Annotated in this window: 24 protein-coding genes; 1 reads left to right on the top strand and 23 read right to left on the bottom strand. The window is 49.5% G+C overall.

The window, feature by feature from the left end; translation table 11 throughout:
• Positions 1-252: 252 nt before the first annotated feature.
• Genes AF331_RS03365 through AF331_RS03335 form a run of 7 tightly spaced genes read right to left on the bottom strand, consistent with a single transcriptional unit; the run spans position 253 to position 5,757 of the window.
• Positions 253-1,236 carry a biotin--[acetyl-CoA-carboxylase] ligase gene (locus tag AF331_RS03365; protein ID WP_053426755.1) on the bottom strand — a complete coding sequence of 328 codons (984 nt, stop codon included), beginning with the start codon at positions 1,234-1,236 and terminating at the stop codon, positions 253-255.
• Entirely contained in the window at positions 1,221-2,399 is a 1,179-nt protein-coding gene (locus tag AF331_RS03360; protein WP_053426754.1) for a CCA tRNA nucleotidyltransferase, read from the bottom strand. The genes AF331_RS03365 and AF331_RS03360 overlap by 16 nt, the downstream gene beginning before the upstream one ends.
• A gap of 12 nt (positions 2,400-2,411) precedes the next feature.
• On the bottom strand, positions 2,412-3,533 hold the full coding sequence (gene bshA / locus AF331_RS03355) for an N-acetyl-alpha-D-glucosaminyl L-malate synthase BshA (protein WP_053426753.1): 1,122 nt from the start codon (positions 3,531-3,533) through the stop codon (positions 2,412-2,414).
• Between the two features lie 5 nt (positions 3,534-3,538).
• On the bottom strand, positions 3,539-4,240 hold the full coding sequence (gene bshB1 / locus AF331_RS03350; RefSeq protein WP_053426752.1) for a bacillithiol biosynthesis deacetylase BshB1: 702 nt from the start codon (positions 4,238-4,240) through the stop codon (positions 3,539-3,541).
• Positions 4,233-4,637, bottom strand: a complete 405-nt coding sequence (mgsA, locus tag AF331_RS03345) for a methylglyoxal synthase (RefSeq protein WP_053426751.1) — start codon at positions 4,635-4,637, stop codon at positions 4,233-4,235. Before mgsA ends, bshB1 begins: the two co-directional genes overlap by 8 nt.
• A gap of 12 nt (positions 4,638-4,649) precedes the next feature.
• Positions 4,650-5,420: a 4-hydroxy-tetrahydrodipicolinate reductase gene (gene dapB / locus AF331_RS03340; protein WP_053426750.1), complete on the bottom strand. Its 771-nt coding sequence runs from the start codon at positions 5,418-5,420 to the stop codon at positions 4,650-4,652.
• Positions 5,407-5,757, bottom strand: a complete 351-nt coding sequence (locus tag AF331_RS03335; RefSeq protein ID WP_053426749.1) for a nucleotide pyrophosphohydrolase — start codon at positions 5,755-5,757, stop codon at positions 5,407-5,409. Before AF331_RS03335 ends, dapB begins: the two co-directional genes overlap by 14 nt.
• 168 nt (positions 5,758-5,925) lie before the next feature.
• Here AF331_RS03335 and AF331_RS03330 point away from each other — a divergent pair, with 168 nt between their 5' ends.
• Complete coding sequence (locus AF331_RS03330) at positions 5,926-6,795, top strand: YitT family protein (protein ID WP_048005868.1); 870 nt, start codon at positions 5,926-5,928, stop codon at positions 6,793-6,795.
• Between the two features lie 65 nt (positions 6,796-6,860).
• On the opposite strand, the gene AF331_RS03325 is transcribed toward AF331_RS03330, so the two are convergent.
• The 16 genes from AF331_RS03325 to aroC all read right to left on the bottom strand — a co-directional run bounded on the left by AF331_RS03325 (position 6,861) and on the right by aroC (position 21,223).
• A complete protein-coding gene (locus AF331_RS03325) occupies positions 6,861-7,541 on the bottom strand; it encodes a zinc metallopeptidase (protein WP_200908235.1) in 681 nt (226 codons plus the stop codon).
• Between the two features lie 59 nt (positions 7,542-7,600).
• Positions 7,601-8,389: a sporulation protein YpjB gene (gene ypjB / locus AF331_RS03320; protein WP_053426747.1), complete on the bottom strand. Its 789-nt coding sequence runs from the start codon at positions 8,387-8,389 to the stop codon at positions 7,601-7,603.
• A gap of 60 nt (positions 8,390-8,449) precedes the next feature.
• Positions 8,450-9,040, bottom strand: coding sequence for a lipoprotein heptaprenylglyceryl N-acetyltransferase LhaT (gene lhaT / locus AF331_RS03315; RefSeq protein ID WP_053426746.1), 591 nt, complete (start codon positions 9,038-9,040; stop codon positions 8,450-8,452).
• 65 nt (positions 9,041-9,105) lie between these two features.
• Complete coding sequence (locus tag AF331_RS03310; protein WP_053426745.1) at positions 9,106-9,873, bottom strand: menaquinol-cytochrome c reductase cytochrome b/c subunit; 768 nt, start codon at positions 9,871-9,873, stop codon at positions 9,106-9,108.
• 33 nt (positions 9,874-9,906) lie between these two features.
• Positions 9,907-10,581: a menaquinol-cytochrome c reductase cytochrome b subunit gene (qcrB, locus tag AF331_RS03305; RefSeq protein ID WP_048005872.1), complete on the bottom strand. Its 675-nt coding sequence runs from the start codon at positions 10,579-10,581 to the stop codon at positions 9,907-9,909.
• Positions 10,582-10,595: 14 nt separating this feature from the next.
• Positions 10,596-11,108: a QcrA and Rieske domain-containing protein gene (locus AF331_RS03300; protein ID WP_053426744.1), complete on the bottom strand. Its 513-nt coding sequence runs from the start codon at positions 11,106-11,108 to the stop codon at positions 10,596-10,598.
• 141 nt (positions 11,109-11,249) lie between these two features.
• A complete protein-coding gene (locus AF331_RS03295; protein WP_053426743.1) occupies positions 11,250-11,714 on the bottom strand; it encodes a YpiF family protein in 465 nt (154 codons plus the stop codon).
• A gap of 421 nt (positions 11,715-12,135) precedes the next feature.
• The gene (locus tag AF331_RS03290; protein ID WP_053426742.1) at positions 12,136-12,678 is read right to left on the bottom strand and encodes a ReoY family proteolytic degradation factor; all 543 of its coding nucleotides are present in this window, start codon (positions 12,676-12,678) and stop codon (positions 12,136-12,138) included.
• A gap of 69 nt (positions 12,679-12,747) precedes the next feature.
• Positions 12,748-14,007, bottom strand: a complete 1,260-nt coding sequence (locus AF331_RS03285) for a tetratricopeptide repeat protein (RefSeq protein ID WP_053426741.1) — start codon at positions 14,005-14,007, stop codon at positions 12,748-12,750.
• A 39-nt stretch (positions 14,008-14,046) separates the two neighbouring features.
• Positions 14,047-14,940, bottom strand: coding sequence for a hypothetical protein (locus AF331_RS03280; protein ID WP_053426740.1), 894 nt, complete (start codon positions 14,938-14,940; stop codon positions 14,047-14,049).
• Between the two features lie 54 nt (positions 14,941-14,994).
• Positions 14,995-16,293, bottom strand: a complete 1,299-nt coding sequence (aroA, locus tag AF331_RS03275; protein WP_053426739.1) for a 3-phosphoshikimate 1-carboxyvinyltransferase — start codon at positions 16,291-16,293, stop codon at positions 14,995-14,997.
• Positions 16,294-16,304: 11 nt separating this feature from the next.
• Positions 16,305-17,408, bottom strand: a complete 1,104-nt coding sequence (locus tag AF331_RS03270) for a prephenate dehydrogenase (protein WP_053426738.1) — start codon at positions 17,406-17,408, stop codon at positions 16,305-16,307.
• Between the two features lie 64 nt (positions 17,409-17,472).
• Entirely contained in the window at positions 17,473-18,573 is a 1,101-nt protein-coding gene (gene hisC / locus AF331_RS03265) for a histidinol-phosphate transaminase (protein ID WP_053426737.1), read from the bottom strand.
• A 2-nt stretch (positions 18,574-18,575) separates the two neighbouring features.
• Positions 18,576-18,947, bottom strand: a complete 372-nt coding sequence (aroH, locus tag AF331_RS03260; protein ID WP_053426736.1) for a chorismate mutase — start codon at positions 18,945-18,947, stop codon at positions 18,576-18,578.
• A gap of 18 nt (positions 18,948-18,965) precedes the next feature.
• Positions 18,966-20,054 carry a 3-dehydroquinate synthase gene (aroB, locus tag AF331_RS03255; protein WP_053426735.1) on the bottom strand — a complete coding sequence of 363 codons (1,089 nt, stop codon included), beginning with the start codon at positions 20,052-20,054 and terminating at the stop codon, positions 18,966-18,968.
• 2 nt (positions 20,055-20,056) lie between these two features.
• Complete coding sequence (gene aroC / locus AF331_RS03250; protein ID WP_053426734.1) at positions 20,057-21,223, bottom strand: chorismate synthase; 1,167 nt, start codon at positions 21,221-21,223, stop codon at positions 20,057-20,059.
• Positions 21,224-21,263 lie beyond the last annotated feature (40 nt).

Raw genomic sequence — 21,263 nt, 5'->3', positions numbered from 1 at the left:
AGGTGACGAAACAAAATGATGTAAAAAGGATCCTTCTGCAAAGAAATTGACAGAAGGATCCCTGGATTATCGTAAAGTTTCGACCCTCTGTCCCAGTCCTGAACGGATCAAGGCAGATTTTAGTTTTCACGTATGGATGTAACCGCTTTAAGGTGCAGTTCCTGAGAGATACTGCCCAATTCCGATTATAGCATATGGCGAAGAAGAAGATGCAAGTCAGAACGTAAAAAAAAGAGGAGCTTTTTGCTCCTCTTATCGGGACAACTCAATATCAGCCGAATAAATATGGTGAAGTTGGCCGGTATCATCTTCGATCTGAAGGACCCCTTCTTCTGTGATCCCCCGGGCATATCCTTCGATGGACCCGTTGATCGTCCGGGCCGTGATTCTCTTCCCGATACTGACGGCATAGCTTTCCCACATGAGTTTGATGGGAGTGAACCCCTTAGCCATATACAGTTCATAGAGTGCCTCCATCCGTTCTAACACCTTCTGGACGATGTCAGATCGGGAAAGTGAACGACCAGCTACCATTCCATAGGAGGTGGCAATGCTTTGCAACTCATCGGGAAAATGCTCTTGGGTCTGGTTGACGTTCATGCCGATCCCGATGATGATGGAGCTGATTTTATCCGGTTCCGCCTGAAGCTCCGTCAGGATCCCGGTCGCTTTCTTGCCATTGATCAGAATATCGTTCGGCCATTTGATCTGTGGCTCCAGTCCCGTTGTCTCCTGAATGGCCTGTACGACAGCCACAGCTGCGATCAATGTGAACTGGGGAGCTTTTTGGGGTGGGAGGAGCGGCTTCAAGATCAGGCTCATCCACACACCTGTCCCTTTCGATGAATGCCACTCCCGCATCAGCCTGCCCCGTCCATCCGTCTGCTCATCTGCAATGACAAGCGTTCCCTCAGGAGCGCCATTGGCAGCCAGTTCATGTGCAACTTTCTGGGTACTTCCCACCGTTTCTTCATAATGGATATACTGGCCGAGTGTCTTCGTCTTCAGACCGATTTTCAATTTGTTTGCGGTCACACTGTCAGGCGAACCGATGATCCGGTACCCTTTCTTCCTGACAGCTTCAAGGACGAATCCTTCTTTCCTCAGCTCTTCAATATGCTTCCACACGGCAGCCCGTGAACAGCCCGCAATGTCAGCGAGTGCCTGGCCGGACAGGAAATCATCCGGTGAATCCGATAATGCCGACAAAAGCTTCTCTCTTATGACCGATTGCATGTTTTCACCCACTTTTTGATTGACGCCTTTTCATTCGGAAGTTCTCCGTTTAAGATGGCCGCTTCGATTTTTGCTATCTCCTCTTTCACCCATGGTCCTCCCGGCTTCCCTTTCCATTTGATAAACTCTGAGCCGGTCGCCTCGATATCCTTTACTGAATGGATGGGCAGTTCGTCGTAGCGATCGAGTACTTCAGAACGGGGAGAGCCTGAGATACAGGAAGCAACGGATTCTACGTTCACTACCCCGTTCCTTCCTGTCTTATACAGTAGAAGTGGAGACCAGTCTCCTTCAAGGCGTTTCTTCAACGATTCCCGCTCTTTTTCCCTCTCTTTGATTTCCTTTTTAGGCAGTCGCCAGGATTTCAAGAATCCGCCATCCATCACATGGAAGAGCAGGAATAGCCATGACTGATCCTTTGAGAGTGATCTCACTGCAGGGTTCTCCCTCATGGCTTCCATAACGCTCCCATACTCTTTCAGCATCGGAAGCTCACGGTATAGCCTGGTACGGATCAGGAGGTCAAAGGCCAAATGTTTGTTCACTGAAGCGAGGATCTTTTCAAATTCCATGGTCTTTCTCTCGACGGCGATATGGCTCATCAAGGAGCTGTGGCGGACAATCGCCTCTCTTGTTTCATCTTCCATATGGAAACCAAGCTGGGCAACGAAGCGTATCCCCCTCATCATCCGGAGGGCATCCTCAGAAAATCGTTCATCAGGGAGACCGACCGTGCGGATCTTCTTGTCGTGAAGATCCCCCCTGCCTCCAAACGGATCCTTTATCCTGCCCCTTGCATCCATGGCCATGCTGTTGATGGTGAAGTCCCTCCTTTGAAGATCTTCCTCAAGGGACCTTACAAAATCGACGGAATCGGGTCTCCTGAAATCCTGATAGCCTGCTTCCGTCCTGAAGGTCGTCACTTCAAACCTTCCCGAGCCCGTCAATACCAAAACGGTTCCGTGGTCGATTCCGATATCCACCGTATCTTTGAAAATGCTTTTCACCTCTTCAGGAAGGGCAGAAGTAGCAATATCGACATCATTGATGGGCCGTCCAATGAGATGATCCCTGACTGATCCACCGACAAAATACGCCTCATATCCGTTCGCTTCCAATTCAAGGAGAACGGGCAGCGCCTGGGAAAATTCCCTCGGTAACATCCTATCTCCCCCTTAGATCAATTCCTTGTAGATCGACTCATACTGGTCGACCACTCGATTGCGGTGGAATTTTGTGCGTACGGTTTCAAGTGCATTCCTCGAGAGCTCTGCATAAAGAGCTCCGTCCTTCAATGCCTTGACGGCTTTACTTGCCACGGCTTCAAGGTCACCGAGTGGACAGATGAAGCCATTCACCCCATCTTCGATCACTTCCGGGATCCCCCCGATATCAGTGCCGATCGCAGGTACTCCACAGGCCATGGCCTCCAGGGCCACAAGACCGAAGCTCTCTTTTTCGGACAGGAGCAGCTTCAGGTCGCTGATGGAGTAGAGTTCTTCCAAGTTATTTTGTTTACCCAGGAATAAGACATATTCCTCGATCCCCAGTTCTTTTACGAGAGAAGAGATTGTCCCCATTTCTGGGCCGTCTCCTACCAGGAGGAGCTTTGAAGGAACAGCTTCCCGGATCTTGGCAAATGCACCTACGACATCCTTCACCCGTTTGACCCCTCTGAAATTCGAAACGTGGATGAGCACTTTTTCATGAGGCTCTATCCCGTATTCCGTTCTAAGGTGGGCTGAGTCGGTTTTCCGGTACACCCTTTCATCGATAAAATTGTATACCGTGCGTATATCTTTGTCTGGACGGATCAAATCGTCTGTCTGCTTCACGAGGGCAGTCGATACCGCTGTTACAACATCGGATTTTTCAATTCCGAAGCGGATCGCCCCCGTCAGTGAGGCGTCATATCCGAGCACCGTGATATCCGTGCCGTGAAGAGTGGTGACGATCTTCACGTCCCTACCCGACATTTGTTTCCCAAGGATGGCACAGACGGCATGAGGGATCGCATAATGGACGTGGAGGATATCAAGTTCCTCCCGTTCCACGACCTCGGCCATTTTATTGGCCAGTGCGATATCATAAGGCGGATACTGGAAGACGGAGTACTGATTCACCTCCACCTGGTGGAAGTAGATATTATGGTACATCTTGTCCAATCTGAAAGGGATGCTCGAGGTGATGAAATGGATCTCATGCCCTCTTTCTGCAAGCAGTTTTCCAAGCTCTGTTGCCACGACTCCCGAGCCCCCGACTGTCGGGTAGCATGTGATTCCGATTTTCAACTTCATTATTGTTACTCTCCTAATAAATCATGATGCAATGTAATGGGGGAATGAGTGAAGAACCCTTCGGCGTGAAGGGAGCCTACTTCCTTCCCCATCATGGTTTCCCTCGCCTCCACGGACTCTATATAGCCTTTTGTGAGCGGTGTCGCCACGCCTGACGCCTGAATGAACTGACTCGTATAGGCACGGAGGCTGTCCACCTTCTTATCCATATAGCCTTCGATATCCACCATGAAGTCCGGACGGTGGAAACCGTTGATCATGTAGTAATATAAATGCTGGGGTTTATGGGCGTCCAACTCCCCGTGGAACTTACGGATCCCCGCCGAGAAGTACGCTTCAGTGATCAGACGGGATGCGTTACCGTGATCGGGGTGGCGGTCCTTTTCATACGGGGCAAAGATGGCTTTGGGACGCAACGTACGTATGACTTCGACGACCTTTTTCAAGTGATACTCGTTTATGTATATGCCCCGATCGGGAATATCGAGGGTGATCCTCTCTGATGCACCAAGGATCTCTGCGGCCTTATTCGCTTCTTCCAAGCGAAGATCCACCGTTCCATTGGATGACAGTTCGGCATGGGTAAGATCGCAGATGACGATGCGTTTCCCTTTTGCGGCGTATTTGGCAATGGTACCCCCCATACCGATTTCGACATCATCGGCATGGGCTCCAAAGGCCAGGATATCGATTGGTGGCTCACTCATTCCCATTGATGATGCTCCTCCATTCGATATCTCCTCTTTCCAGCCCCTTGACCAGAACTTCCGCACTCCCCATATTCGTTGCAAGTGGAACACAATACACGTCACATAGGCGTATCAAGGCTGATACGTCCGGTTCGTGGGGTTGGGCAGTCAATGGGTCCCTGAAGAACAGGACAAGGTCCATCTTATCATTAGCGATATAAGCTCCGATTTCCTGATCTCCCCCAAGGGGTCCGGACCTGAAGCGATGGACCGGCAATCCGGTTTCTGTCGTGATCCTTGTACCGGTCGTCCCGGTGGCAAAAAGGGAGTGCTGCTCAAAGATGGGCTGATAAGCCAAAACGAAACGAATCAGATCGTCTTTTTTCTTATCATGGGCGATTAGCGCAATATTCATGAATGTCACCTTCTATTCCAGTATATTTTCAAGGCCGTAGACGAGGGTCTTCAGCTCCATGACCGTCTCCACGCATACCTTCACGCCCGACATGAAGCTCTTTCGATGGAATGAATCATGACGGATCGTCAACAGTTCCCCTTCACCGCCAAGCATGACCTGCTGATGGGCCACGAGTCCCGGAAGACGCACACTGTGAATGTGTATACCATCCATTTCGGCACCACGTGCCCCCTGGAGGGTTTCCTTTTCATCGGGATGTCCCTGTTCTTTCGACTCCCTAACTTCCCTGATCATCTCAGCCGTCTTCACCGCCGTTCCGGACGGTGCATCAAGCTTCTGATCATGATGGAGCTCGAGGATCTCGATATCCGGGAAATATTTTGACGCCATTTGTGAGAACTTCATCATCAAGACGGCCCCGATGGCAAAGTTCGGTGCGATGATGCAACCGATGCCCTTATCTTCCGCCAGGGTTTTAAGCTCTTCCAACTGTTCCGCTGTAAATCCCGTTGTACCGACAACCGATCTCACACCGTGCTCCAATGCGGTCTTCGTATGCGTATACCCCACTTCAGGGGTTGTAAGGTCGATCAGGACGTCCGGAAGTTCATGAGCGAAACATTCTTCCAGCGAAGCAAACACAGGGACCCCGGCAGAAGCTTCCTGTTTATGATCGATCACACTCACCAACTCGAAATGATTCGTTTCTTCCACAAGGGTGACGGCTTCCTTCCCCATTCTTCCCCTCGGCCCTGCTATCGACACCTTAATCATTTCCATTGTCATCCCCTCCTTCTATACGGGTCCAGCGATCTTTATCACGGGTAGTGAATTTTTCCATCACTCGCTCATGTGCATCATCGAGGCTTATACCAAGCGAATTGGCAAGGCAGATCACCACGAACAAAAGGTCACCCAGCTCCTCATCGATGGCCTTTTCAGTTTCCGAATCTTTTTTTGGCTTTTCACCATAATAATGATTGATTTCCCTGGCTAGTTCGCCCAATTCTTCGGTCAGCCTGGCCATCATGGCCAATGGGCTGAAGTACCCTTCCTTGAATTGACTTATGTATGCATCCACATCGTTTTGCATTTGTTCCATCGTCTTCTTATTCATGAGTTCCCACACTCCTCTATTATCTTTTATCATGTTAGCTAAACTTTACCGTCAATACAACTATTACGCATGCCCCCGGTCGTTTATAAATGTTATTGCCAGTTTGTATCCCTTCCTATATAATGTCTCTGTCAACCAGTTCATTACGGCATTGAGGGAGGTTTCAACATGTTAGGGCTCCGCCTTAAAAATATCATCTTCATCATCCTGGGTTCAGCCATCTTCGCATTCGGATTAGTTCATTTTAACATGAGAAATGAATTGGCGGAGGGCGGATTCACCGGGATCACCCTGATCCTATATTTTTTGTTCCACATCGATCCATCCTATTCGAACCTTGCCCTCAACATCCCTCTGTTCATTCTCGGGTGGAAGCTCCTGGGTAAGAAATCGTTCGGGTATACCGTCATCGGCACCGTCGGACTTTCCGTCTTCCTATGGATATTCCAGCGCTATCAGATGAATATCAATCTGGAAGGAGACCTGTTCCTTGCCGCCCTGTTTGCCGGTGTGTTTGTCGGGATCGGACTCGGAACGATCTTCCGTTTCGGCGGGACGACGGGAGGAGTCGACATCCTGGCAAGACTTGCCCATAAGTACATCGGCTGGAGCATGGGAAGGACCATGTTCATGTTTGACGCCGTCGTCATCCTAGCTTCCCTCCTCACCTATCTTCAATACCGGGAAGCCATGTATACGCTCGTCGCCGTGTTCGTGGGGGCAAGGGTCATCGACTTCATGCAGGAAGGCGCGTATGCGGCCAGGGGCGCCATGATCATCTCCGACCATCACGAAGAGATCGCCAAGATGGTCCATGACAAGATGGATCGCGGCGTCACCGTGCTGAAGGGGCACGGATCCTTCACAAAGCAAGACCGGGAAGTCCTCTATTGCGTGGTAGGGAAAAACGAAATCGTCCGGCTTAAAAATATCATCAATGCCATAGATCCTCACGCCTTCGTATCTGTTACCGTCGTGCATGACGTCCTTGGAGAAGGTTTCACCTTGGATGCGGATAAGAATCCCCTCGACCTTTGAGAGCCCTTTTAAGATAAAAAAACAGCTCCAGCAGATCCCTTCAGGATCGTCTGGAGCTGTTTTTATTAATCATCGTTGTTCATACCGGTATAGATCAAGATCAGACGGAGAAGCTCGATGATAGCCACCGCCGCTGCCGCCACGTACGTCATGGCCGCCGCGTTCAGCACCTTCTTCGCGTGACGCTCCTCCTCATTGCGGATCAAACCGAGTGAAACCACCTGGTTCATGGCCCGTGAGGATGCGTTGAACTCAACCGGCAGTGTAACGAGCTGAAACACGACACCGAGTGCCATGAGGATGATCCCAAGCATGAACATGCCTGTCGCTTGGGTAAAGATCCCGATCATGAGGAAGATCCATGACATGTTGGAACCAATATTCGCAAGGGGGACCAACCTGTGACGGAACCTTAGGAATGCATAGCTTTCCGCATCCTGAATTGCATGTCCGACCTCATGCGCTGCAACGGCCGCACCGGCAACGGAATGACCGTGATAATTATCCGGGGATAGTGCCACCGTTTTGGTGACCGGGTTGTAGTGGTCACTCAGGAATCCCCTGCCTTCTACAACTTTTACATCATACAATCCGTTATCATCCAGGATCCTGCGGGCTACTTCCATACCCGTCATTCCTGAAGTGGATCTGACTTTGGAATATTTATTGAATGTGCTTTTTACTCTCATCTGTGCAATGATCGGAATGAGAGCGATCAGTAGAAAGTAAATCAAAAATCCTACCATTATCGCCATAACCTCCACATGTTAAATTACCTAAATTCTATAGTGATATAAGGTTCATGTCAATTTTTTTGTCTTTCTGTTGTTTTCGCTTCCTTTTGACCCTTATATTTTCTCCAACCTACGTAAGATAATGTGGAAATGATGATGCTTCCTGTAGAAATGATCACCCACCATAAGGACGGATCGGCCTCATCCTCGGTCACATTTTCAAATAAGTCCTTCAAATCTCCTTCCAACGTGGTCAATTCCGTCATCCCCTCGCTCTTGAGCACGCTTTTACGATAGTGATCCAAATAGGTGATTTTGGCATCAAGCGCCTGGGAACGTTCCACAGGCAGATCGAGCCTCACACTTGGCTGAATGATATTATATTTGGAAAGAAATGCATTCAATGTGGAGTGGTAGGCCTCCATATCCCCTTCTTCGGCTGCAGTCTTCACGTCGCTGAAAGCTTCCATGATGGGGTCCTCCATCTCAACCCAAAGGGGCTGATAGCGGCTTGACAGTGTATCGATCACGAGCCTGAACTTGGTTACCGCATTCACCTTTTGGGCATGGTCAGCGGAAACCTGATTGATGCTTTCCACGGCATAGTCATGGGACATCGTCAGGATCCTCAGCTCATCCATGGACAAGGGGCGGCTGCCACCCGAAGCGGGGAATACCTCAGAAAAGTGGGTAAGGAACTTTTTTGCCTCTTCATATTTCCCTGCCTTCGTCATCTGAAGTGCCTGGTCGGCCAATTCATCAAGTTCCCCTGTACCGGCAGGCGATTCCCCCAGGGCATGAAATGGTTTCGGTACCAGCATGAGCGCTATGACAATAAATAATAGTTGAATGACTTTCATTCTCGTCCCCCCTATTGCTACTAGTAAAGTGTATGAAGGGGTGGACAAGAGTAGACCTCTTTACAAACTCAGGGAGTTCCTCGCCGTCTTCTGGGTGAAATAATAGGCAATTGCAATAGAGGCGATGCTGAGCCAGAAGGTAAAATAACCGATGTGCTGTATGTACATGTATAGCTGGGAATAGACCGGATATTGCATATACACATAATCAATGATGTCATTATGGACTGCCCATACGGCCCCTACCATGATATGCCAAGGCTTCACCCGATAAAACGAGGAGTATAGGATTCCCTGGACCGCCATGGCCCCGTGGGACACCATGAGCATGTATCCTTCCCAAGGAAGATCACCCGATACCCAAAGAGTCAGCAGATTCATGACAATCGCCCACACCCCGTACTTGAAGAGGGTGATGATGGCCAGAACCTCGAATATCGGCCAATTCCGCTTAAGCAGGAAGGCGATAAGGACAAAGCAGAAAAACAGGCTTGCTGTCGGACTGTCCGGTACAAACGGGATGAAGATCCCCGGTGTCCTCTCAAGCTGAGGCATATACCATATGTATCCGTATATCGTGCCGAGCACGTTGACCACCAGAAGCAGCCACAAAAAACTTCGATTCTTTAACAATGACCATAACCAGATCATATTCATCCTCACCTTTCTGTCCATGAGAAAAGAGAGCCAGCGTTAGCGGCTCTCTTCAACATTATTCATTCTAGACCTGAAATGAATTCTGCCAGCTTATCAAGTTCCTCATCGGAGCCTTGAAATAGATCGGCAGGCATTCCAGGCGGCTTACCGTTCACAGCGATATCCGCCACTTCATCGGCTGAGAGTCCCGTCCCAACAAGGGATGGTCCTGCTCCGCCTTGGAGATTTTCACCGTGACAGTTGATACAACCATTCTTTTGATCTGCAAAGATCTTATACCCCTCTGACTCTTTATCAAAGTCAGCTTCTGCCTGGATCTTCCCCTGCTCCTTCGCTGCAGCCCAGTCATGTGTCGCGACGGACTCCCATGTCAGGAAGTAGGTTGCAGCCAGTGCAAGAAGCATGAAGCCGGTTGCAAATGGACGCTTTGTCGGGCGTCGTTCCGGACCCCTGTCGATGAAAGGAGCCAGGAGAAGCGCACCGAAAGCGATTCCCGGAATGATGAAGGCACCAATCACATTATAAGGACCAGATGCGTACGTGTACTTCAATAATTGATAGAGAAATAAGAAATACCAGTCAGGCAGCGGAATATATCCCGTATCCGTCGGGTCGGCGATCCGTTCCAACGGAGATGGATGAGCCACTGTCAAGCAAAGATAACCGATCAGGAAAACAGCTCCCACCAGCCATTCCTTCAGCAGGAAGTTCGGCCAGAAGGCTTCTGTTTTACCAGGGAACTCCGAATAGTCTTTCGGAATATTCGGTTTTCGTTCAGCAGGAACACGCGAGTCCCCTACAAACTTCATCCCTTTACCACGATGCATAATGTCCCCTCCTTTTAATAGGTTTGTTCGATTTTACAACGGTCCAGATATACCCTGCTTACGGATCATGAGGAAGTGAGCTCCCATCAGTCCGAGTAAAGCTGCCGGCAGGAAGAATACGTGGATCGCGAAGAATCGTGTAAGCGTCTGCGCCCCTACGATATGGGGATCACCCGCGAGGAGGGATTTGACCTGATCACCTATGAACGGGGTTGCTCCCGCAATCTCAAGGCCGACCTTCGTCGCAAATAGCGCTTTCATATCCCAAGGCAATAAGTAGCCCGTGAAGCCTAGACCCAACATGACGAAGAAGATCAATACCCCAACGACCCAGTTCAATTCACGAGGTTTTTTATAGGCTCCCTGGAAGAATACGCGCAGGGTATGTAGGAACATCATGACGATTACGAGACTGGCACCCCAGTGGTGCATCCCGCGTACGATCTGTCCGAATGCCACTTCATTTTGCAGATAATAAACCGATTCCCATGCATTTTTGATATCCGGAACATAGTACATCGTCAAGAACATCCCGGACAGGATTTGAATAACGGTAACGAAAAACGTCAAACCGCCAAAGCAGTAAACGAACGCAGAAAAGTGATGCGCAGGGTTTACGTGTTCAGGCACTTCGTGATCCGCAATATCACGCCATAGCGGCGTAATGTCTAGACGCTCGTCCACCCAATCATAGATCTTGTTAAGCACTGAATACGCCCTCCCTACTTCTTAACGAATTTATTTGGTTCAGGTTGTCCAAGATACAGGATCCCGTCTTTCTCTTTTGTCGGATATGAATCCAACGGAGCGGTAGGCGGTGTCCCGGGAACGTTTTCACCATTCTTGTGGTAAAGTCCGCCGTGACATGGACAATAGAACATTTCTTTGTGATCTTCACTTGCGTTCCAGTTGACCGTACAACCCAAGTGCTTACAGATCGGTGAAAGGGCAATGATCTTGCCTTCCTTGTTTTTGTAGACCCAGGCCGTCTGTGTCACATCCGATGTATACCAGGCATCTTTCTGCTCATAAGAGAAGTCGACACGCACAGGCTCATTGGAAAGTTCGGACACTTTTTGTTTCGTTGCTTTAAAATCCCCAGATGCTTCCGCTTTCAAAACTGGATCAACAGCAAAACGGACCATCGGCATCAGCATCCCGGCTGCCATGAAACCGCCTACACCCGTGAGTGTATAGTTAAGGAATTGACGTCTGGAAACACGCTGTTTGCTCATCCTTTTCCCCCCTCTGTCGTAAGGTAAGTCCATCCCGGACATATTTCGCACAAATATAAAACTAGGACATAACCATGATATATTAAACTTTTTGTAAAATCAATAACTGTATTGTCTAAATAATACAACAATGTGAAGTTTTTATGAATTTTTCTGCCACTTCTGAACAATCACATTCAGGAGCTGTTTCACCTGATCTTCCATGATCGAATGCTTGTATTGCTCGTCGAGATGCTCAAGCGGGATCGAAGGCACCCAGATCAACCCGTCCCCCATCAGCTCCTCCACCCCTTTCCATCCGCTGTCCGACGTCAGGAAGAAGCAATGCTTCACACCGCTCTCCTTCAGCCCGTTTCCCCACTGGGCGAGACGTTCCTGCTCACCGTGATATGGGGTATTGAGGGAGTAGGTGTAAGGCGGGGTGATGATCATCCGGCCTTTGAACTGCCTTTCGAGATGGAAGCACAGGAGGGTGATGAATTCCATCTGTGCTGCAGACGTGCGGATTCCACTTCCGAAATCGGTCGGGATGAGCGGTATGACGGCGGTGTCTATGTATTCCTTCTGCTGTTCAAATACGTCTATATCATGTGTATTCCAATTCATTTTAAACCCTCTCTTTACAAATCTATCCTTCGTTACCATCATATCATTAGTCCACCCTGTTTTAAAGCGATTTCATCAGTGGAGCCAGGCAAATAAAAAGAAGATGGGACAAAACTAAAAGAGTCCCCTTTAATGCCGAACACGATCAGTATAGGATCTTAATACCGCTCATGATCTCCATGCAAGACTTCGCTTTCCGCGGGTAGCCCGTGAGACTCCTCGGCACGCCTGCGGGGTCTCACATCAGCTACTCTTCCCGCAGGAGTCTTCGTCTTACACTCCGATCAACCGCTGGNAAACGAAACGATGAAATTTGAATGTTCATTAAACAAATTTAAAACCCGAATCATTTGCTTTATCGTAGGCAAATGATTCGGGTTTTACTATGACTAAAACATGGTTGTCTCAGCCTCTTATCATTTCATCCTTCCAGCGTTTGAAGTTTCGAAGTCAAATCAAGGAATGCGTCCTTGTCCCCCTCATCAAGGGCACGGTCGATCGCCTCCAGGAGACGGTCCTTATGGAAGGAGTGCAGGCTTTCCGTCAGGAACTGCTCCGCAACGGCCTTATCCTTCTCATTGATCAGAAGGTATTTCGGCATGAACGGATTCTCTTCCAGGACGGCAGCGAACTGATAGCTTGCATTTGCCTTGCTGAAATTAAGCTGGATGTAAATGTCTTCTTCTTTGTTCAAACGGATATCGTGAAATGACTTTTCCGCGTCGGTCGTCATGATATTCTCTTTATAGAACCTGAACGGAACTTCTTCCACACAGTGGGTGGACATGACGAGTCCTCTCGGGCAATACTGGGATTCTTCGACGAAATGAACCTTCTTCATCAATTGGTCATGACTCATCAAATAATTCAGGATCCACACGCATTCTCTGCGCTTCAGTTGATATCGATTCAAAAACCAGCGGATAAAATCTTTCTTCTCGTTGACAGAAACAGGGGTGGCCATGGTATTCCCTCCTCTGCGAAAATGGTCTGTTACAATCTATATTCGGACATGCCTTCTGTGATGCCTGGTTTAGTCTTGCAATCTTTCAATCAGATCCTGCCACTCATCGTTGGACGGGTCCATGACGATCAGCTGTTTATATACTTCTACCGCTTCTGTCCGAAGTCCTTCCTCTACAAGAAACTCTCCATACTCGAGAAGGAATTCCTGATGATTCTTAAAGTCAGTATATGCAAGACGATAATGGTTTAATGCATCCTTATATTGTTCAAGCCCCTCATATGCTTTGGCAAGGTCCCAGGAAAGTTGCGGTTCCTCCTCTCCTTCCCCTTTGACAATCGCTGCGATTTCAAGCACGTCTTCGTATTTGTCATAGGCGAAGAATAACTTATTCAGGACCAGGGCCGCTTCCAGATATCCGGGATCCAGGGCAAGGGCATTCCTCAGGAGTTCTTCTGCATCGGAGTCCAGACCGAGTTTCAATGCAATCCTGCCCCCGAAGAAGCTGAGCTCCTTGTTGAACTCATCTTGTTTTTGTCCTTCCCTGACCGTTTCCAAACTTTCCTCGAGGCGTTCATCATGCTCATACGCCCGTGCCAATAGGAGATATACGGAGTGATACTCGGGGTCCAGTTCTTTGACAGACTCCAATTTTTCGATGGCCGTTTCATAGAATCCCGCTTGATAGGCCGTGAATCCGTAGCCGAACAGGGTATTGATCTCAAGGTGCTCCTCAAGGGCTATCTCATAATGCTTCAGGGCTTCCTCGAATGCCCCTCCAACACTATATGCCTCAGCCAGCCTCTGATGGATATGGACACCGCTGAACTCTGTGTGGCCTGCTTCGACAAGGGCCGTATAGTACCTTATAGCCTCAAGGAATCTGCCTGTTTCCGAATAAAGCTCGGCTAGCCCAAAGTCGATGACAGGTTCATCCGGGAGAAGGACCTTGGCACACTTGAGCTTCTGCTCACTGACTTCAAATAGTCCCTGCATCTGATAAAGATCTGCCAACAGGAGAAGTCCCCTCGGATAGACGGGATCTTCCTCATCAAGTTCCGACAGGCGTTCCACGGCTTCTTCTTCCTTATCCATCTCCACCAGGATCTCAGCGATTTCGATAAGGAGCTCCCCTTCACCAGGATAGTACTCCAGCAGATTCTCATAGAGCGATTTGGCTTCTTCAAGGAAGCCGAGGTGATGCAGTTCCTCTGCGAGTGAGAACTTTTCTTCATGTGTGCCGAACTTCATTGTTTCATCAAGGTGCTTCATTGCTTCTTCCAGTTTGCCTTCTTCCAGGGAAGCGATCATTTTTTCTCCAGTGGTCATGGTCAATCTCTTCATCCTTTACATGTATGTTCCTCGGCATTACAGCCGGTATGGAGTAGGCTCCACAAAAAATCCAGGGGTGCGTATGACAATCTCTTCTCCTTTTCCTTCACAAGCTATGGGACGCCCGTCCAGGAAAAGACATTCCCCTTTACTCATCGTACATTTTAGCACAAGTTGGGTATCCCGAACGAGCAAGTCGCCCTCCTCATCCTTCTCCAAATAAAGGTTATAACTAATTTCTCTGCCGGGAGATAGAATTCCTCTATGTGGGTATATCCCGATTTTTTTCAAAACCTCGTCATCAAGAGGGACTTTTTGTCCAATCGGGAGACCGATATGGGGAATCTTCACCGATTTCATCGTATTTTGCCAGATCCTCAGATGCCTTTCACGGGTTTTGGTGTCCGGTTCCGTCGAAAAAAAAGGGACAAAAGTAATGGGGTAGTGATTGAGGGCCTCTCTGATCCACCCCCACGGGACCGCCAAAAGTGCATCGATATCCATGATGTCAGTCCAGATGACAGGGACTCTGCGGGACCTGCACTGACGGATGATCCCCGGTGTGATCCTTTGAGGGGCTGTCTTCATCCCGATGATGAAATCGAGGGGACTTGATTCCATCGTTTTCTTGATGCCCCTCCAATTTTCTTCAAATCGATATTCATATTCAAGGTGAAAGGCCGTCAGGATGGTTGTGCACCCTTTGCCTATGAAGTCATCCATGGACCCTTGATGGATCAGGTGCCCCGGATAGTCAAGGTCGCAAAAAACATGGGATGGCCCCATGATAAAGGGAGAAACATCCACCCGCATGAAACGATACTGGGGAAAAGAACGTCTGATGGCCGAGATGATCCCCTCTTCCACCAGGATCGAGACGGGTTCCGAGCCACCAACCATCCTTACATGTTCCAAGATATATGAAGTCATGAAAACATCACCTTCCTTTATAGACAAGCTATGAAGGAGGTGATGCTTCCATGACTATGTGCGTGCTATCAATTGATCGATATGTTCGAAGAATTGAGGATATGAAATATTAATGGCTTCATGGTTTTGCAATACCACATCAGAAGTCGTGATCAAGGACGCGATGGCCAGTGTCATGCCGATACGGTGATCCCCCCATGAATGGACTTCTCCTCCGTGCAGGTCCGTCTTCCCGCGTATGATCATCCCGTCATCCGTGGCTTCGATATCGGCGCCGAGCTTTTTCAGTTCCTCGACGATCGCATCGATGCGATTCGTCTCTTTCACCTTCAGCTCTTCTGCATTTTTGATCACAGTCGTCCCTTCTGCCTGGGTGGCGAGGAGAGCGATAATGGGGATTTCATCGATCAAGGTCGGGATGATATCGCCTCCGATTTCGATTCCATGCAGACTGGATGTTTCAACGACAAGGTCCCCTACAGGTTCCCCTTTATCATCATTCGAAGGAATGACTTCGATTGATGCACCCATCTTATTCATGACAGATAGGATTCCCGTCCTTGTCTCATTAAGCCCTACCTGTTTCAAGCGAACACGACTTCCTGGAACGATGGCTGCCGCCACCATGAAAAAGGCTGCCGAAGATATATCTCCAGGCACATCGACCGTACAGCCCTTGAATGCCTGGCCTCCCGTCACTTTGATGCTTTGCCCATCCCTTGAGACTTCTCCCCCGAACTGGAGGATCATCCTTTCGGTGTGGTCCCTGGTCCGCTCCGGTTCGATTACTTCTGTCACCCCTTCGGCCTGTATGCCGGCAAGAAGGATCGCAGACTTCACTTGGGCGCTTGCAACGGGTAGTTCATATCGGATCCCTTGAAGATCCCCACCCCTGATGGAAAGGGGTGTATAATCCCCGCCTGCGCGCCCATCGATCTTTGTCCCAAGCTGCTTCAACGGGTCGGCCACCCGCTTCATCGGCCGTCTGGCAATGGATTCATCACCGATGAGGACGGAATGGAAAGGCCGCCCTGCAAGGAGCCCCATGATGAGCCGGGTTGTGGTTCCGGAGTTTCCTGTGTCAAGAATATCAACAGGTTCCTCCAGTCCGTCCCAGCCCTTACCGTGTACGATGATTTCATCATCAGAGACGTCGATCTGCACCCCGAGTTTCCTGAAGCATGAGATTGTACTCAAACAGTCGTCACCCATAAGGAAGTTATGTACCTTCGTCTCCCCTTCTGCAATGGAGCCGAACATGATGGCACGGTGGGAGATGGATTTATCACCCGGCACATTGATTTCTCCATTCAGTCCATTTGCCGGTTTCGCCAGTCTTTTACTGTCCTGCATATCGATTCACCTCATCCTAGAAATAGTTCATAATCTGTTTTATTGGTCAGGCATTTCATCGCCTTTTCCCTGTCCTGGGACGTTTGAAAGCTGATGACCAGCACGCCATATATGTCTTCCCTTGTCTCCATGATCCGGATATTGGTCAAACTGATCTCTTCTTCGGCAAGATACCCCGTGACCTCGGAGATCACACCAGGATAGTCGGGGACATCCACAAAGAGATCATAAAAGGAAGGGATGGCGCCTTTGGAAAGGATCGGCAGCTCGTCCCTGAATGATTTTGCTTCCTGAAAGTACGTTGCAATCACGTCGGGATCATTTTCAACAATCATATCAATGACTTCTTTCATTTCCTGATTCCACTGAGCAAGCTGGGCAAGGAGGACTTCCCTATTCTGCATGGTGATGTCCTTCCACATGACGGGGCTCGATGAAGCGATCCGGGTGATATCGCGGAACCCTCCTGCAGCGAGCCTCCTCACATACGGATGATCTTCAGCATGGCGTTTCGCCTGCTGCACAAGGGAGGCTGCCACAATGTGTGGAAAATGACTGATCGTTCCTGTTACCTCATCATGTTCTTTCGGGTCGATCACGATGAACTTCGCCTGTGTCCCGCTGAGCCACTGCTTCAGCTCCTCAACCCTCTCTTTTGAACGTCCTTTACCGGGAGTGAGCATGTAAAAGGCATTTTCAAATAGAAAGTCCTTGGCAGCTGTGACGCCGCTTTTATGGGAGCCCGCCATGGGGTGTCCGCCTATGAAGCACCACTCTTCGGGAAGGAGCGTCTCCGCCCTCTTCATGATTTGTGCTTTTGTGCTCCCTGTATCGGTAATGATGACAGACGGTTTCAAATCGAAATCCCTGAATGCGTCAAGAAGTTTTTCCGTCTGGAAGACAGGTGTCGATATGATGATCAGATCCGCTGATTCAACTGCATCCTTCAAAGAGTCGACGGCCTGATCGATGATTCCGAGGCTGAGTCCAAGCTTCATTTCCTTCTCCTGCACGTCAAACCCAGCAACCCTTGCTTCTGGATGCTGATTCTTTATACACAGGGCAAGTGACCCCCCGATGAGTCCAAGCCCGATCACTACTACATTACCTTTCATGGTCCTTCCACCTCGTCCTGTTAGAAAAAAGTCGGAAAGAATATTCTTTCCGACTGGTCACTATTCATTGTGTCAATCTTGCCCCGAGGAATTCTTTCATCCTGGAGATCACTTCATCGTTCTGTTCAGCAGAACCGACTGTCACCCTCACAGTATTCGGGATCCCGAGAGCCTCCCCAGATCGTACGATGTAGCCCTTGCTCATGAGGAACTGGAAAACTTCATCCCCGCTCACGCCGAAATCGATCAGGATGAAATTAGCCTGGGACGGAAAATACTTCAGGCCCTTTTCTTCGCAGAAATCATAATATTGCTGGAGGCCCCTGCGGTTTTCCTCCTTGCATTTTTCAATGAACGCCTGATCCGCAAGTGCCGCGAGGGCAGCACCCTGACCGAGGGCATTATTATTGAAGGGTTCCCTGATCGGTTCAAGCTTGCCGATGACCTCAGTACTCGCCACACCGTACCCGACACGGAATCCGGCGAGGCCGTATGCCTTGGAGAACGTCCGTGTGATCAACAGCTGTGGGTAATGCGGAAGAAGATCGATCGATTGGTAATAGTCACCGGCCACAACATATTCATAATACGCTTCATCCAGTACCACCAGCACGTGCTGAGGTACCGCATCAAGGAATGCGACAAGCTCACTTTTACGGATATACTCTCCTGTAGGATTATTCGGCGAACACAGCCACACAACAGATGTGTCTGCATCTATGGCGGAAAGCATAGCATCCAGATCGTGGGTGCCATCCCCCTTCAATGGAATCTCGCGGATTTCTGCTCCCTCGACGAGTGCATTGTGCTTGTATTGTGGGAAGGTCGGCACCGCCATCACCGTGTTCGTCTCACTGCTCAGCAAAGCCCTGGCGATTATTTCGATCACCTCATCAGAGCCGTTCCCGAATAAAAGCTGACCCGGTTCGACTCCAAGGAAACGGGCGGTTCCCTCACGAAGTTCTTTGGCGTATCCATCGGGGTAAATCGCATGGGACAAAGCATGATCAGCGAGATATTCCTTCACTGCCGGAGAGCAACCGAATGGATTTTCATTCGAGGCAAGCTTGACGACTTTATCCAAGTTGAACTGTTCTTTGACGTCGTCCATCGTTTTCCCAGGTTGATATGATTTCAGGTTATGAATTTGCGTTTTCCACTTCATGATTAACTTCCTTTCGTTCCGAGATCCGGCCGTAATCGGATGGCTTCGTTCTTATAAATATGCTGGATTTCTTCCTGCGGCTCATCCGTGTTGTAGTGGATCATCACACGTATGCATAGCGGCAGCCCGCCTTCCACATCCAGCTCCTGCATGCACATGACGGGTACATACGTCCAGCCCTCCAGCTGCCGAAGTGCTTTTGCAGGAAAGACGCTTCCAATGTCATTGGTTCCTGAAATGAACACAGAAGCGATCCTTTCAGGCATGATACGATTATGTAGGATCATTTCGTCCAGTAATTGCTTGGTTGATAGGAGGACTTCCTGTTCCTTGTTAGATGCCGCAGTGGTTGCTCCCCTGATTCCACGGATCATTCCATCATCTCCTTCTTTCTATCTATTGATTGTGCGGATGAATGTGTCCGCTTCTTCCAGGTCTTCCTTTGATACCCGGGTAAGGTAGGGTTCTCCGATGTTTCGGAGGAGAACGAATTGAGGTTCCCCGTTCTTCGCTTTTTTATCCCGTGTCATAAGGGCATAAAGGTCTGCAAACGACAGCTCTTCCGGGATGGTCAGATCATATCCGAGAGAAGCTGCCCAATGGGCAAACCCTTCGACGTCAAAGGTCATCCCTGACATTTTCCTGCTGAGATAAAGGGCATAAATCATTCCGACCACCACGCATTCCCCGTGGGTACGATTCCCGTATCCACTTGCGCTCTCGACGGCATGACCGTACGTATGACCAAAGTTCAGGTAGGCGCGCACACTTGATTCCCGTTCATCCCTGGCGACGATATCAGCCTTTACTTTTATTCCCCGTTCAAGGCACTCTTCGAGAAAGGCATCATTCAGGGATCCAGGTCCCCGGAACGAATTCTTGATGTCCTGAAGGAAATCTTCACCGGATAGGAATGCATGCTTGATGACTTCCCCGAATCCGGAAAGTACTTCCCGCTCAGGCAGGGATTTAAGATGATCAAGATCAAAAAAGACCGCCTCAGGCTGATGGAACTGCCCGATCATATTCTTACCAAGAGGATGGTTGATCGCCACCTTCCCACCGACTGAACTATCGTGTGCAAGGATGGTAGTCGGTACACCGATGAAGGGGATCCCCCTCATGAACGTAGAGGCCACGAATCCACCCATATCCCCGATGGCACCGCCGCCAAGAGCGATGACGACTGAACTCCGGTCGACTCCATTCGTAAGGCCATGTGTCATGGCCCGTTCGAACTCCTCAAGCGTCTTCGCACGCTCTCCGCTCGGTGCGAGGTGGACTGTTACATCGAAGGTCTTCTCAAGATTCTCCACGAGAACCATGCCATGAAGATGGTAGACGGCTTCATCTGCAATGATCCAGATTTTACGGTCTCTATACCCCTTTTCTATAAGAAAGGATGAAATGGATTCCGTCAAATGATTCCCGATGATGACGTCATACGTTTTGGAAGCTGTCTCGATCGCTACCTTTTTCATGATTAAAACTCCCTTGATGCCCGTCGCTGTCTTTCCACATTGTCCAATAGCTGGTCGAAGCGGTCACTATGGAATTGCTCCACAATCGCCGAAGCAAGCTCCCAGGCCACCACGGCTTCTGCTACGACGCTTGCTGCAGGGACTGCACAGCTGTCAGAGCGTTCGATGCTTGCCCTGAACGGTTCTTTCGTTTCAATATCGACACTTTCGAGGGGCTTGTAAAGGGTAGGGATCGGCTTCATGACACCTTTGACGCTGATCGGCATGCCCGTTGACATACCACCTTCGAATCCACCGAGGCGATTGGTCCTTCTCGTATATCCATTCTGTTCATCCCAGATGATTTCATCGTGCACTTCACTTCCGGGTTTTCTCGCCATTTCGAAACCAAGTCCGAATTCCACGCCTTTAAAGGCATTGATGCTCATGACTGCCCTAGCAATCTTCGCATCCAGCTTACGGTCGTAATGCACATAGCTTCCGACACCTGCCGGCATGCCTTCGACAACGACTTCCACGACGCCGCCGATGGAATCTCCATTTTTCTTCGCTTCATCGATGAGATCCATCATTTTCTGTCCTGCTTCTTCATCGAGACAACGGACCGGAGATTCCTCCGTTACCGTCCTTAGGTGATCGATGGACTCATACGCTCCGTTTTCGGACTTGATGCCACCGATTTCAAGTACGTGGCCAACGACTTCGATGCCGAGGAGCTTCAATAGCTTCTTCGCTACACTCCCAGCCGCTACACGTACCGTCGTTTCACGTGCCGATGAACGCTCAAGCACGTTCCTCAGGTCTCTGTGTCCGTATTTCATACCGCCTACAAGATCGGCATGCCCGGGACGGGGCCTGGATATTTGACGTTTTACTTCATCGGATTCTTCAAAAGGCTCGATTCCCATGATCTTTGTCCAATGGGTCCAGTCCTTGTTTTCTACTACCAGTCCTACGGGAGAGCCGAGCGTCTGCCCATGACGGACACCTCCGACGATCTGAGCCTGGTCTTTTTCAATCTGCATCCGCCTGCCACGGCCATGACCTTTTTGACGGCGCGCAAGATCTTCATTTATATCTTCAGCCAATAATGGCATTCCTGCTGGAAGTCCTTCGATAATGGTCGTTAATTGCGGACCATGGGATTCTCCTGATGTTAAATATCTCATAACACTTTCCCCCTTCAACTCGTTAAAGAATTATGTATCA

The sequence above is a fragment of the Rossellomorea marisflavi genome (assembly GCF_001274775.1).
GTDB lineage: Bacteria > Bacillota > Bacilli > Bacillales > Bacillaceae_B > Rossellomorea > Rossellomorea marisflavi.
Note: the sequence above shows the minus strand (reverse complement) of the source record. Positions and strands in the feature narration are given on the sequence as shown.